The 13876-nt window shown below is 72.3% G+C and carries 12 protein-coding genes; 6 read left to right on the top strand and 6 right to left on the bottom strand.

The genetic code is table 11. From position 1 onward, the window contains the following. Positions 1-177: 177 nt before the first annotated feature. Positions 178-1326, bottom strand: a complete 1149-nt coding sequence (locus tag AB0C66_RS35140) for a Vms1/Ankzf1 family peptidyl-tRNA hydrolase (protein ID WP_362448369.1) — start codon at positions 1324-1326, stop codon at positions 178-180. A 132-nt stretch (positions 1327-1458) separates the two neighbouring features. Here AB0C66_RS35140 and polX point away from each other — a divergent pair, with 132 nt between their 5' ends. Next, positions 1459-3201: a DNA polymerase/3'-5' exonuclease PolX gene (gene polX / locus AB0C66_RS35135; RefSeq protein ID WP_362448366.1), complete on the top strand. Its 1743-nt coding sequence runs from the start codon at positions 1459-1461 to the stop codon at positions 3199-3201. A gap of 27 nt (positions 3202-3228) precedes the next feature. Here polX and AB0C66_RS35130 read toward each other — a convergent pair whose 3' ends face one another. Beyond that, a complete protein-coding gene (locus tag AB0C66_RS35130) occupies positions 3229-3609 on the bottom strand; it encodes a hypothetical protein (protein WP_362448384.1) in 381 nt (126 codons plus the stop codon). A gap of 160 nt (positions 3610-3769) precedes the next feature. Between AB0C66_RS35130 and AB0C66_RS35125 the strand changes: the two genes are divergently transcribed. After that, positions 3770-4591 carry a uracil-DNA glycosylase gene (locus AB0C66_RS35125; protein WP_362448363.1) on the top strand — a complete coding sequence of 274 codons (822 nt, stop codon included), beginning with the start codon at positions 3770-3772 and terminating at the stop codon, positions 4589-4591. A gap of 102 nt (positions 4592-4693) precedes the next feature. Here AB0C66_RS35125 and AB0C66_RS35120 read toward each other — a convergent pair whose 3' ends face one another. Continuing rightward, positions 4694-6388 carry a S1 family peptidase gene (locus tag AB0C66_RS35120; protein ID WP_362448360.1) on the bottom strand — a complete coding sequence of 565 codons (1695 nt, stop codon included), beginning with the start codon at positions 6386-6388 and terminating at the stop codon, positions 4694-4696. A gap of 369 nt (positions 6389-6757) precedes the next feature. On the opposite strand from AB0C66_RS35120, the gene AB0C66_RS35115 reads away from it, so the two are divergent. Then, positions 6758-8194, top strand: a complete 1437-nt coding sequence (locus tag AB0C66_RS35115; RefSeq protein ID WP_362448357.1) for a Gfo/Idh/MocA family oxidoreductase — start codon at positions 6758-6760, stop codon at positions 8192-8194. Positions 8195-8341: 147 nt separating this feature from the next. Continuing rightward, positions 8342-8821 (top strand): type II 3-dehydroquinate dehydratase, encoded by a 480-nt coding sequence (aroQ, locus tag AB0C66_RS35110; protein WP_362448354.1) that lies wholly within the window; start codon positions 8342-8344, stop codon positions 8819-8821. Between the two features lie 23 nt (positions 8822-8844). On the opposite strand, the gene AB0C66_RS35105 is transcribed toward aroQ, so the two are convergent. Then, positions 8845-9630 carry a DeoR/GlpR family DNA-binding transcription regulator gene (locus AB0C66_RS35105; RefSeq protein WP_362448351.1) on the bottom strand — a complete coding sequence of 262 codons (786 nt, stop codon included), beginning with the start codon at positions 9628-9630 and terminating at the stop codon, positions 8845-8847. A 170-nt stretch (positions 9631-9800) separates the two neighbouring features. On the opposite strand from AB0C66_RS35105, the gene AB0C66_RS35100 reads away from it, so the two are divergent. Both AB0C66_RS35100 and AB0C66_RS35095 read left to right on the top strand, forming a co-directional pair. Further along, the gene (locus AB0C66_RS35100; protein WP_362448348.1) at positions 9801-10694 is read left to right on the top strand and encodes an SIS domain-containing protein; all 894 of its coding nucleotides are present in this window, start codon (positions 9801-9803) and stop codon (positions 10692-10694) included. A gap of 66 nt (positions 10695-10760) precedes the next feature. Beyond that, positions 10761-11600, top strand: a complete 840-nt coding sequence (locus AB0C66_RS35095; RefSeq protein ID WP_362448345.1) for a class II fructose-bisphosphate aldolase — start codon at positions 10761-10763, stop codon at positions 11598-11600. Between the two features lie 46 nt (positions 11601-11646). Here the strand turns inward: AB0C66_RS35095 and AB0C66_RS35090 are convergent, their stop codons facing one another. Further along, positions 11647-12324, bottom strand: a complete 678-nt coding sequence (locus tag AB0C66_RS35090; protein WP_362448342.1) for a siderophore-interacting protein — start codon at positions 12322-12324, stop codon at positions 11647-11649. Further along, positions 12321-13811 (bottom strand): MFS transporter, encoded by a 1491-nt coding sequence (locus tag AB0C66_RS35085; protein WP_362448339.1) that lies wholly within the window; start codon positions 13809-13811, stop codon positions 12321-12323. Before AB0C66_RS35085 ends, AB0C66_RS35090 begins: the two co-directional genes overlap by 4 nt. Between the last annotated feature and the right edge of the window lie 65 nt (positions 13812-13876).

The following is a 13876-nucleotide window of genomic DNA, read 5'->3' as shown; positions in this document are numbered from 1 at the left end:
ACTTGCCATTTGTGTGGGACTCGCTGGGAAAATATAATCCCCACCAAATTACACAACAGCGCTCCCTGGGGCACTTGGCCCTCGGCACCCGGCCACCGCCCCACCACCGCCGCCCCTCAACACACACACGGCCGTGTCCCCGCGCGCCGCTGACGCGCGGGGACACGGCCGTGCCGCTCAGGCGCCGTGCCAGCGCAGTACCGCGCCCAGACCACCGGCCGGACCGGCCACCCCCTCGGGCACGAGCAGCACCTCGGTGTCGGCCACCGCGGCCGAACGCATCAGCGCGTCGTCCGCCCGCGCGGGCTCGGGGGTGCTCACTCCCAGGGCCCGGGCCTGGGCTCGCTGCACCGCCACCTGGTCGGCCGAGGGGCCGACCCACACCTCATGGCGCATATCGCCGCCCGCCTGCCCCAGCAGCAGCGTGGCCGCCTGATGGCTGCGCATCGCCTCCACCACCGCGGGCACACCCTCCGCGGCCCCGCTGGGCGCGCTGCCGTCGTGGCCGCTCTGGGCGCCCGGACGGCCGCGTCCGGCGCGGAAGGCGTCGAGGACGGAGTCCAGATGGGCGCGGGCGTGCTCGGCGCGGGCGTGGTCGATCTCCGCCTCCAGGAGCTCCCGCGAACTTCCGGCGGCCCGGCTGCCGCGCTGTACCTCCACCGCCCGCTCGCGCAGCGGCTCGGGCAGCCGGTCGCGCACGGCCCGGCGCTCCCGTGGGTCGCCGGTGAGGATCAGCAGTTGCGCGGGAGCGTCCGACCAGCGGCGGATCAGCTCCTCGGCGACCTGGTCGGCGGTGTGGTCCCAGGTGTTCTCCCGCCGGTTGCGGTAGCGCCACTCGTACCGGTCGGCGGGTACGGACCGGTGTCCGCGGCCCTGTGGGGTCCCGCCCGAGGTGTGGCACACCGCATGGGTGCCACCGGCGTCCCGCAGCTCCAGATCGGCGCCCGCCCGGTCGACGTGGGCCAGCAAGCAGCAGGGCCACTCGCCCCGCAGGGCGGCCAGGGGCGCCACCCGCGGGAGCGAGGTCCATGAGGTGACCACGTCCCCCGGTGACACGGCGAGCGGCATGTCCAGGACCACCTCCCCGCCCGCGGCGAACAGCGCACGTCCCGCGGTCGCCCTGGTCAGCGGCTCCGCGGCGAGTCTGCCGATCAGCGCCTGGCAGGTGGCGGGCTCGGCGCCCTGGCCGGCCAGCTGATCGGCCACATACCGCTCCCGCAGCTTGCGCCGCCGGGGCGCGTCCTCCGTCGTCCGCGAGGTGTCCATGTAGACACACGCCCACGGACCGGGACGATCGAACAACGGCTTCAGGAAACCTACGTCCATGACCTCCCCCAACCCGGGGAAACGCACGGCCGGAACCCTCGACCCGGAAGCCCGGTGGATCGCGGTCCCATTCCTGCACACCAGGATCCCTCCACCTCACCGGGAGCGCCAGAGCCGACTAGAATCACTGCCATGGCTCGCTCCAACGAGGAGGTCGAAGCCCTCCTGCGCGAGTACGCCGATCTCCTGCTGATCACGGGCGGGGACGCGTTCCGGGCGCGCGCCTACGAGAAGGCCGCGCGGGCCATCGGCGGCCATCCCGTCGATGTGGCGCGGCTGGACGTGAAGGGGCTGCGGGAGATCCCCAACGTGGGCCGGTCCATCGCCGACAAGGTCGTCGAGTTCCTGACGACCGGGAGCATGCCCGCCGTCGAGGAGGCGCGGGCCGCCATCCCGGCGGGTGTCCGGGAGCTGACGGCCATCCCCGCCCTCGGCCCGAAGAAGGCCATGCTGCTGTACGAGGAGTTGCGGATCTCCTCGGTCGACCAGCTGGCCGACGCGATCGAGCAGCACAGACTGCGGGACCTCAAGGGGTTCGGGCCGAAGTCCGAGGAGAACATCCTCCATGGCATCGGGCTGCTGCGGGCCGTCGGGAACCGCATTCCGCTGGACGACGCCATGGGCGTGGCCGATGACATCGTGGCCGCCCTGTCCGAGGTGCCCGGCTGCCGGCGGTGTGCGTACGCGGGGTCGCTGCGGCGGATGAAGGAGACCGTCGGCGATATCGACATCCTGGTGGCGGCGGAGGAATCCACCCCGTTCATGGACGCGTTCACCGGACTGCCGTACACCGCCGAGGTGATCGCGCACGGATCGAAGAAGACCTCCATCCGCACCACCAAGGGGCTCCAGGTGGATCTGCGGGTGCTGCCGCTGGATTCCTGGGGCGCGGGGATGCTGTACTTCACCGGCTCCAAGGCCCACAACATCCGTGTCCGCGCCATCGCCGTCCGCCACGGCCTCAAGCTCTCCGAGTACGGCCTCTTCGAGGCCAAGAGCGGTAAGAAGATCGCCTCACGCAGTGAGGAGGACGTCTATGCCCGGCTCGGTATGGAGTGGATCCCGCCGACGCTGCGCGAGGACCGCGGCGAGATCAAGGCAGCCCTCGACGGCAGTCTGCCCGCGCTGGTCCGGGAGTCCGATCTCCGTGGCGATCTGCACACCCACACCGATCTGACCGATGGGCTGGAACCGCTGGAGGACATGATCGCCAAGGCGGAGCGGCGCGGCTACGCGTACTACGCCGTCACCGACCACGCCCCGAAGCTGTATATGCAGCAGATGACCGAGGAGAAGATGCTGGCCCAGCGGAAGCGGCTGCGCGCGCTGGACCGGGGGCGCGGCCACCGGGACACCCGGCTGCTGCACGGGGTGGAGCTGAACATCGACGCCGACGGCGAGGTGGACTGGCCGGACGACTTCCTCGAGGACTTCGACGTGTGCGTGGCCTCGGTGCACTCACAGTTCGGCCAGGACCGGGAGACCATGACCCGGCGGCTGGTGCGGGCCTGCGAGAACCCCCAGGTGAACATCATCGGCCATCCCACCACCCGGCTCATCGGCAAACGGCCGGGCGTGGACGCCGACTTGGACGAGGTGTTCGCCGCATGCGCCCGTACCGGCACCGCGCTGGAGATCAACGCTCATCCGAACCGGCTGGACCTGTCCGACGAGAACATCCTGCGGGCGAAGTCGCACGGTGTGGTGTTCGCACTGGACAGCGACGCACACTCCACCCGCGACCTCGACCATATGCGCTACGGGGTGGGGATGGCCCAGCGCGCCTGGCTCACCACGGACGATGTCATCAACACCTGGTCGCTCACCCGGCTGCGCCGCTTTCTGCGCAAGAACGGCACCGGCGGGGACCGTTGAGCCGGGGTCCCGGCCCCGGGTCCCGGGTCAGCGAGAGGTGTCGCGCTCGGGTGCCAGCAGACCGACCACGGACAGCGCGGCCCAGCCCACCGATACGGCGACGGCCGCGGCGCGCCGCTCACGGCCGGGCAGTGTGCGGCCCAGCAGCCCCGCGTCGCCGAGGTCCGCGGCGATCCGCAGTGCGGTGGCCGTGGTCAGCGCCGGGCCGCGCGGCGCCACGGCCATGGCGAGACCGCTGGCCGCTTCGCGCAGCCCGAGCGGGCGCAGCGACACACTCGTGGCGGGCTCCGTACGGCCCCGCGCGTCCACCAGCCCGGATGGTTTGGCGAGCAGCGCGGGCCAGGCCGTCACCGCCACTCCGTAGAGCGCCGTGGCCGCACCCACCGTCCGCAACAGGCCCACCCGCATCGCCCGTGTCACCCTCTTCCGTGTCGTCCGTGTCTGCTGATCGCCGTGCTGCGATCCTCCCCAGTGTGCCCCGGGCCATGCCAGGCGTCATCATCGGACGGGAAGCGTCCCCCGAAACCGAATCCGAAACCGAGAACGACACCGTCAGCCAGGAACCCGTATGACCCCTCCCGCTCGTGACACCGAGTCCGCTTCCGGCACCGGCTGTGATTCCGGCGGCTGGCCCGCCCGGCAGGCGCCCGGCGCCGATGACCTCGCCGCGCTGGACGCGCGGATCTGCCGCTGCCGGGCCTGTCCCCGGCTGGTGGAGTGGCGGGAGGAGGCCGCCCGCACCAAACGCCGGGCCTACGCCGACTGGGAGTACTGGGCGCGGCCGGTGCCGGGGTTCGGACCGCCGGACGCGGCGGTGGCCCTGGTGGGTCTCGCCCCGGCCGCCCATGGCGGCAATCGCACGGGCCGGATGTTCACCGGTGACCGCTCCGGGGACTTCCTGTTCGCGGCGCTGTACGACGTGGGCCTGGCCAGTCAGCCCACCGCCACCCACCGGGGGGACGGTCTGACGCTGCGCGGCGTACGGATCACGGCGCCGGTGCACTGCGCGCCGCCCGCCAACCGGCCCACCCCCGGGGAGCGGGACACCTGCCGTCCGTGGCTGACCCGCGAACTCACCCTGCTCCGGCCGACGTTGCGCTCGGTCGTGGTGCTCGGCGCGTTCGGCTGGCAGGCCGTGCTGCCCGCGCTGGCCGCCGCCGGGTGGCAGGTGCCGCGGCCGCGCCCCGTGTTCGCACACGGGGCGCGGACCACTCTGCGAGCGGCCGACGGCGCGGCGCCGCTGGGGCTGTTCGGCTGCTATCACGTGAGCCAGCAGAACACCTTCACCGGACGGCTCACCCCGGACATGCTGCGCGAGGTGCTCCGCGGGGCCGCGGAGGCGGCCGGGCTGCCGGTGTCCGGTACGGACCGACCGGACGGCCCGTACTGACCGGACGGCCCGTTCCGATGGAGCGGGCGTCCATGAGCCGGGGAGACCCCGGGCACTGGGGCAGGAGTGCGCCCGGGGTCCCGTTCAAGGGGACGGCCGTGCTCAGTTGAGTCCGGTGCCCGCGTCACCGGCACCCGCGTCACCGGCACCGGCATTTCCGGCGCCCGCGTCGCCACCGGCACCCGCGTCGGCGGCACCACCGGCGTCACCGGCGCCCGCGTCGCCACCGGCACCGCCGTTGGCCTCGGCACCGCCGTTGGCCTGGCCACCGGCACCACCCGCGCCGCCTTCGTCACCGGCGCCACCCGCGCCGCCTTCGTCACCGGCACCGCCCGCGCCACCGGCACCGCCGTCGTCGCCCGCGCCACCGGCGCCACCGCCACCACCGGCGTCGCCGCCGATGACGGCACCGGTGGCCTCGAGCGCGGCGGTCACCGGCTGGAAGAAGGTCTCGCCACCCTGGGTGCAGTCACCGCTGCCGCCGGAGGTCAGGCCGACCGCCGCGTCCTCGGCGAACATCGCGCCACCGCTGTCACCGGGCTCGGCGCACACATCGGTCTGGATAAGGCCGTTGACGATGTCGCCGTTGCCGTAGTTCACCGTGGCGTTGAGACCGGTGACCGTACCGTCGGAGAGTCCGGTGGTGGAGCCGGAGCGCTGCACCTTCAGGCCGACGCTCGCCTCGACCGCGCGCCCGATCTCCTGGGTGCTGCCGTTCTGGAGGTCAACCGTGCTGGCCGCCTGGGTGTTGGCGTCGTCGTACATGACGAGCGCGAAGTCGTTCTCGGGGAACTTGGAGTCCTGCACGGTGCCCACCTGCTGGGCGCCCGCCTCGTCCGAGGTCCAGGTCTGCGAGGCGTTTCCGCAGTGGCCCGCGGTCAGGAAGCCCGGGGCGCCGTCGACGTCGACGTTGAATCCGAGCGAACACCGGGCGCCACCACCGAAGATGGCGTCGCCGCCGTCGAGACCACCCGCGGCCTCGCCACCGCCACCGGCGTCCCCGCCACCGGCGCCTCCGGCGTCACCGGCACCACCCGCGCCGCCTTCGCCGCCCGCACCGCCCGCGCCCTGGTCTCCGGCGCCACCGGCTCCGGCGTCACCCGCACCACCGGCACCGCCCGCGCCCGCGTCACCCGCGCCACCCGCACCCCCGGCACCGGCGTCACCGGCACCGCCCGCGTCACCGGCACCACCCGCGCCCTGGTCTCCGGCGTCACCCGCGCCACCGGCACCACCCGCGCCCGCGTCACCTGCCGCGCCGCCCTCGTCGCCCGGCTGGGCCGGTTCCTCCCCGTCGAAGCGCTTGAACTCGCCCTTGGACCGCTTCACGCTGACCAGGCCGTCCATCGCGCCGGTGGCCTTGGTCAGGGTGGCCCACTTGGCACCGGTCACCGTGCGGTCCGCGGTGACCCGGACCTGGTTGGTCACCGGGTCGATCGACCACGCGGTGCCGGGGACGGAGGCATCACTGCTCAGTGTCTTGGTGGCGCCCTTCAGATCCGCCATGCTGTTCTTGACGATCTTGGCCACGGCGCCCTTGGCACGCACGTCCTGGGCCGAGTTCTCGTCCATCACGTTCATGACGAGCTTGCGGGTGCCGTTGTCGTAGTACCAGCCCGCGCCGTTGTCGCCGAGGTCGGTGGCGAGGGAACGGGCGAGCTTCACCGCCGCGTTGGACGAGAAGGTCTTGGCCTCCGACGACTTGTCCGGGCTCGCATTGGCGTTGGGCAGCAGGATGACCGCCGCCCCGAGCGCGGCGATGGCGGCTCCGGCGACAGCAACGTTGCGCTTGTTCACACGTCGGTGGCTCAACTCAGGACCTCCGGTAGGGGGAGCGCGGAGTTCGTGCGGAGAGCGGCCGGTTGACCGTGTCCTCCACGCCCCGCGCGGGGCCACCACGTCGTACGGGGCTGCGTTTACTCCGTTCTCACCACCACTCACACTGTGATGAAAGGCTGCGCCGGGGCGAGCGGTATGAGTAGGCTCCCGCGCTCGCCCGCGCCGGACGGTCCAGTCCGCCGCCGGGGCCCCTGACAGTTCCGATCATCCAGATGATTGTTTCTGATTGGAAGAGCCTCGTAATAAGCAACTCTTGACATACGGTGTCGTCGCCATCAGAGTCGTCCCCGCTGCTTACCGGACATGGAGAGCCAGGAGTGATGCCTGATGCCCCAAATCCCCGCGGTCTCACGACGATTGCTCCTGGGCGGCGCCCTGGCCACGGGTGCGCTGGCGGCGGGCACAGGGCAGGCGGCCGGTGCCTCCGCCCGGTCCGCCGCCCCGGCGGTGACCTCCGCCGCCCCGAAGCGCAAGCCCGGTCAGAAGTCCATGATCGGTGTGGCCTATGAACCGCACCGGACGGTGCGCACCGCGGTGATCGGGCTCGGCAACCGCGGCTACGAGATGTCCGCGGGCTGGTCCGCGATCCCCGGCTGTACGGTCACCGCCGTCTGCGACATCCGTGCCGACCGTGCCAAGCGCACCGCCGACCGGCTGGTCTCCCTCGGCAAACCGCGCCCCGCCGAATTCGGCGGCTCCGACACCTCGTACGCCGAGATGCTGAAGCGTGACGACATCGACCTCGTCTACATCTCGACTCCGTGGGAGTTCCACTACGAGCAGGGCAGAGCCGCCCTGCTGGCCGGGAAGCACGTCGTCGTCGAACTCCCCATCGCCACCGAGCTGGACGAGCTGTGGGACCTGGTGAACACCTCCGAGCGCACCCGCCGCCATCTGATGCTGTCCGAGAACTGCTGCTACGGGCGGAACGAGCTCGCCATGCTCAACATGGCGCACGAGGGGGTGTTCGGCGAGGTCACCAACGGCCACGGCGGCTATCTGCACGATCTGCGCGAGCTGCTGTTCTCGGACACCTACTACACCGACGCGTGGCGGCGGCTGTGGCACACCCGCAGCACCGCCTCCTTCTACGCGATGCACGGTCTGGCCCCCGTCGCCGGGGCCATGGACATCAACCGCGGCGACCGGATGACGGTGCTGCGGGCCACCTCCACCGAGCCCAGGGGGCTGGCGGACTACCGCAAGCGGTACGTCCCGAGCTCACATCCGTCGTGGAAGGAGAAGTACATCAACGGTGACCTGGTCACCTGCCTGATCGACACCGCCGCTGGACGGGTCATCCGGGCCGAGCACGACGTCAGCTCGCCGCGCCCGTACAGCCGCATCAACAGCCTCGCCGGCACCCGCGGCATCTTCGAGGACTACACGGGCACCTCGGAGACCGGCGGACGCGTCTATCTGGAGCCGGACCACAGCGGTCACACCTGGCACGACTTCGCGTCCTACCGCAAGGAATTCGACCACTGGCTGTGGAAGAAGCTCGCCGACGACGCCGCCAACGGCGGCCACGACGGTATGGACTACATCCTCCAGTGGCGCACCGTCCAGCAGATGCGCGCGGGTCTGGTGCCGGACATCGACGTATACGACTCGGCGGCCTGGTGCTCGCCCGTACCGCTGAGCGTCACCTCCCTGGCGGCGGGCGGCCGCCCGGTGGCGATGCCGGACTTCACCCGTGGCCAGTGGGTCAATCACCGTCCGGGGCTGGACTCGCGCCCCACGGAGATGCCGCCGGTCGGCTGAGGCTCCCCGGGCCTTCCCGGGCACCGGACGGCGGTGGCGTCCCGGTCGGTCGGGCCGGGCGCACCGCCGGTCCGGGTGCCATGGCCGGAACTCCCGCGCGGCGCTCTACGATGCAAGACCGGAACGCCCAAGGAAGGACCTCCGCCCATGGCCATCACCCCGGTGCGCGACCGCTCCACGATCATGGTCCTCAACGGGCCGAACCTGAACCTCCTGGGGCGGCGCCAGCCCGAGATCTATGGCACGGACACCCTGGCCGATGTCGAGAAGCTGGTCGCGGAGACCGCCGCACCGCACGGTCTGACCACCGACTGCCGCCAGAGCAACCATGAGGGACAGCTGATCGACTGGGTGCACGAGGCACGTGAGCGGCACGCGGCCGTCATCATCAACCCCGCCGGTTACTCCCACACTTCGGTCGCCCTGCGGGACGCCCTGGCGACCTGCGACGGAATGCCGATCGTCGAGGTGCATATCTCCAACATCCACCGGCGCGAGACGTTCCGGCACCACTCCTACGTCTCCGAGCTGGCCGACGGGGTGATCGCCGGATGCGGTATCCAGGGGTACGCCTTCGCGGTGGAGCGGGCGGCCGCGTTGCACGCCGCCGCCAAGACCTCGTCGTAACGCCCTGACGCGCCGTCAGAGGATCAGGCCCTGATGACCTCGACCCCGGCCTCGGCGTAGGGGGCGATCCGCTCGTCATCGGCGCCGGTGTCCGTGACCAGTACGTCGATGGTGTCGAGCGGGCAGATCCGGGCGAACGCCCGGCGGCCCAGTTTGGAGCTGTCCGCCACGACCGCCACCCGCGCCGCGCGGGCGGCCATCAGATGGTTGATGCTGGCCTCGCCCTCATGATGGGCGGTGGCCCCCTGGGCCGCGTCCAGGGCGTCCACGCCGAGGACGGCCAGATCGAGCGAGACCTCGGCGAGCACCCCGGTGGCCAGTGGCCCCATGAGCTCGAACGACTGGGGGCGGGCGACCCCGCCGGTGAGCACGATCTTGACCTGGGGGCGTACCGCCAGCTCGCTGGCGATGTTCAGCGCGTTCGTCACGATCGTGACGCCCGGACCGCCGTCGGAGGCGGTCAGCTCACCGCGGGTGGCGATGGCGCGGGCGGCCTCGGTGGTGGTGGTCCCGCCGTTGAGACCGACGATCGAACCGGGTTCGACCAGCCGGGCGACGGCCGCGCCGATCCGCTGCTTCTCCGGAGCGCGCCGGGCCGTCTTGTAGCGCAGCGGAAGGTCGTAGGAGAGGTTGTGCGCGACGGCGCCGCCCCGGGTGCGGGTGAGCATCTGCTGCTGTGCCAGCTCGTCCAGGTCCCGCCGGATGGTCGCGGCGGAGACCGTCAGCTCGGCGGCCGCCTCGTCGACCTCGATCCTGCCGTCCCTGGCCAGCAGCTCCAGCAGGGCGTTCCAGCGCTCGGGCCGCTTCACGCCGTCTCCTTATGCCCCGTCGTCCCGTGATCGTCGTGTCCGTCCGCGCGGGCGCGTCCGGCGATCGTCGCAGCTCACCCTACCCTTCACCCCTCCACACTGGACTTCTATGCAAGATCCTGCGCATTATCGGCTCAGAAGTTGCATCTCTGAGCACGCAGAGGAGCCCCATGAGCTACACCGAGGCCGAGATAGCCAGCCAGCCCGACTGCTGGCGGCGCGCGATCGCCCTGGCCCGGGATCCGGAGGGTCCGGTACGCGAGGCGCTGCCCGGGGCGGGTGAGCGGGTCGCCGTCGTCGGATGCGGCACCTCGTGGTTCATCGCCCAGTCGTACGCGGCGCTGCGCGAAGCGGCCGGGCAGGGTGAGACGGACGCGTTCGCGGCGTCGGAGATGCCGGTGGGCCGCTCCTACGACCGGGTCGTCGCCCTGTCCCGGTCGGGCACCACGACCGAGGTGCTGGAGCTGCTGGGCGATCTGCGCGGTACCGTACCCACCACCGTGATCACCGCGGTACCCGGCTCCCCCGCGGTCACCGCCGCCGACGCCGCGGTCGTCCTCGACTTCGCGGACGAGGAGTCGGTGGTCCAGACCCGCTGGGCCACCAGCGAACTGGCCCTGCTCCGCGCCCACTTGGGCGAGCCGCTGGACGGACTGGAGGCGGACGGCAAGGCGGCGCTGGCCGAACCGCTGCCCGAGGAGCTGGTGGCGGGGAAGCAGTTCACCTTCCTGGGGCGCGGCTGGTCGTACGGGGTCGCGTTGGAGGCCGCGCTGAAGATGCGGGAGGCCGCGGGGGCGTGGACCGAGGCGTACCCGGTGATGGAGTACCGCCACGGACCGATCAGTGTCACCGGGCCGGGGAGCGTGGTGTGGTGGCTCGGCGAGGGCCCCTCGGGGCTGACGGACGAGGAGGTCACCGGCCCCGGTGGAGCCATCGCCGGATACGGCCGCGACCCGCTGGCCGAGCTGGTCGTGGTGCAGCGGCTCGCGGTGGCGATCGCGACGGCGCGCGGGCTCGACCCGGACCGTCCCCGCAATCTCACCCGCTCGGTGATCCTCCCGTGAGCGGGTGGCCGGACGGCCTTCGGACGGGCGGGGACCCACAGCCGAGCGGGCGAAAGGAGCCGGGCCATGCCACTGGTGGCCACCGGTGAGATCGTCGGGCCGGCCGAACGGGCCGGGCTCGGCGCGGGTGCGTTCAATGTGATCCAGCTCGAGCACGCCCAGGCGATCGTGTCCGGGGCGGAGGCGGCCGGTGCCCCGGTGATCCTCCAGATCAGCGAGAACGCGGTGCGCTACCACGGTGCCCTGGCCGCCATCGGCCGGGCGACGGTGGAGGTGGCCCGCGCGGCACGGGTACCGGTCGCGGTCCATCTGGACCATGCCACCGGGCCCGAGTTGGTGCGGGAGGCGGTCGGTCTCGGCTTCGGCTCGGTCATGTTCGACGCGTCGCGTCTGGACTATGACGCCAATGTGACGGCCACCGCCGCGGTGGTGGCCGACTGCCACGCCCGCGGGGTGTGGGTCGAGGCCGAACTGGGCGAGGTGGGCGGCAAGGACGGGGTGCACGCACCGGGCGCCAGAACCGATCCGGCCGAGGCCGCCGCCTATGTGGCGGCCACGGGGGTGGACGCGCTGGCGGTGGCGGTCGGCACCTCGCACGCCATGGTGGTCAAGGCGGCGGTGGTCGATCTGGAGCTGGTCGCGGCGTTGCGCGCGGCCGTGCCCGTTCCGCTGGTGCTGCACGGCTCCTCCGGAGTGCCCGAGGGGGATCTGACCCGGGTGGTGGAGGCGGGACTCACGAAGGTCAACATCGCCACCCATCTCAACGTGGCCTACACCCGGGCCATTCGCGACCACCTCACCGAGCACCCCGAGGTCGTGGACCCGCGCCGCTATGTCGCCGCGGCGCGCGAAGCGGTGGCCCGCGAGGTGGCACGGCTGCTGAAGCTGGTGCGGGCCGCGGCCTGAGCGTGGACGCGCGGCCGGGATCCGGGTCCCGGCCGCGCGTCCACCGTCATTCCGGGCCCGTCCTCCCCGGGGTCCAGAACGGTTTGGTGACCACCGAGCGGCGCGGCCAGCCACGGTCGTCGACCAGATGCCTCCGGACCGCCTGAACGGCGCGGGCCTCCCCCGCGACATAGGCGACGCCCGGCCGCCCGGGGAGGTCGAGGGCCCGGATCGCCGCCACCAGGCCCCGTGACGACGCGGCCGGCGCACCGTGCCGGAACCGCCAGCACACCTGTCTGGGCAGCGGAAGCCGGTCGTTCTCGGTGTCCACCTCGACCAGGCCGTACACCGTCTCGGAGGGGTCCAGCGCGGCCATCATCGGCCCGAAGGCGGCCGTCGCCGTCTCCTCCCCCACGAACAGGTGGTACCGGGCGGGCCGGGTGACGAATCCGCCCTCGGGGCGGCCGAACAGCACCTGCTCGCCGGGGCGCACGGTGCGCGCCCACCGGGCGCCGGGTCCCTCGCCGCCGTGATCGAGTATCCGCAGCTCCAGCGCCCGGGCGTCGAGGTCCCACACCGAGTAGGTGCGGCGTGGCCCGCGCACCCCGCCCAGGTGGAGACGTACCTGCTGACCGGGGGTCCATGACAGCTCTCGGCAGGCGATCCTGACCCGGCGCATCCGCCCGGCGGCCACACCCGCGTACTCGACCGTGCCCCGGACCAGGAAGCGTTCGAGCAGCTTCACCGCTTCTCCTCCCGGAACCAGACGAGGACCACGACGGCCAGCACGGCGACGACCGCGGCGACCACCCGGAAGCCGATCGCCATGGCGTCCGTGAAGGCGCTGATGACACGGGCGTGTTCGGCGGGGCCGAGCGCCCGCGCCGCCGCCATCGCCTCGCCCGCCGAATCCGTGTGTCCGCTCAGGGCCTCCGGCAGCCGGTCGGTGAACCGGCCGGTCAGCACGGTGCCCATGACGGCCACTCCGAGCGCGCTGCCGATCTCCCGGGCGGCGCTGCCGAGGCCGGAACCGAGTCCGGCCCGGCTGTGCGGCAGGGCGCCGAGGATCGACGCCGACAGCATCGGCATGGCCAGCCCCATTCCGCTCGCCAGCACCAGGAACACCGCGGCGTACAGCGGATACGGCGTGTCGGCGTCGGCCACGGAGAGCAGGGCGAGCCCGGCGGCCAGGACGCCGAGCCCCGCCGCGATGACACGGCGGGCGCCGAACCGCTGGCCGAGCGGGATGCTCAGCCGGGAGAACACCAGCATGCCGATGGCCAGGGGGCCGATCGCCAGCCCGGTGAGGGCGGGTGAGTAGCCCCTGGCGTACTGGAGGTACTGGGCGTTGACGAAGAACAGCGCGAACAGACCGAAGAAGGTGAGGGTCACCCCGAGCACCCCCGCCCGCAGCCGGGGCACGGCGAACACCCTCGGGTCGATCAGCGGATGCGCGGCGCGCAGCGCGTACACCACGAAGCCGGTGAGGACGACCGCGGCGGCGGCGAAGGAACCGAGGACGGTGGTGGAGGTCCAGCCGCGTTCGGGCCCTTCGATGACGCCGAAGAGCAGGGCCACGAAGCCGAGGACGAGAAGGACGGTGCCCACGGGGTCCGCATCGGCCGAGTGGCGTTCACCGCGCGGTGCGTAGCGCGCGGTGAGGGCGAGCAGCACCAGCGAGATCGGGGCCACACACCAGAACAGCCCCTGCCAGGGCAGGTATTGGAGGACGAGACCGCCACCGAGATTACCGGCCATTCCGGCGGCACCGGTGGCCGCGGTCCAGACGGCGATGGTGTGCGGCCGCCGCTCGGGCGGGGCGCTCTGAAGGGCCAGGGAGAGGGTGGCGGGCATGATCAGCGCGGCTCCGGCACCGGTCAGCGCACGGGCGGCGATCAGGACCCCGGGGCTGGGGGCGAGCGCGGAGGCCAGACATCCGACGGTGAACACGGCGAGCCCGCCGAGCAGCGCGCCCTTGCGGCCGTGGCGGTCGCCGAACGCCCCGGCCGGTATCAGCAGACAGGCGAAGACGATGACGTACGCGTCGACGATCCACAGCAGTTGGGTGGAGCTGGGGTGCAGGGAGCCGTTGTTGAGTGCGGGGATGGCGAGGTTGATGGCGGCGACGAGTGCGATGGTCAGGATCACGCAGGCGGACATCAGGGCCAGGACGCCGCCGGAGCGTGGCGCGGTCCGGCCCGGCGGCGCGGGGCGTGCGGTGATGACGGTCATGGAGAACCTCGCGAAGCGAAGGAAGACGGATACGGAGAAGAGCGGGGGGAATGGGTGGGCGGTGC

Source organism: Streptomyces sp. NPDC048636, assembly GCF_040650655.1.
In the GTDB taxonomy this organism is placed as follows: domain Bacteria; phylum Actinomycetota; class Actinomycetes; order Streptomycetales; family Streptomycetaceae; genus Streptomyces.
This window is presented reverse-complemented; position numbering and strand designations above follow the sequence as displayed.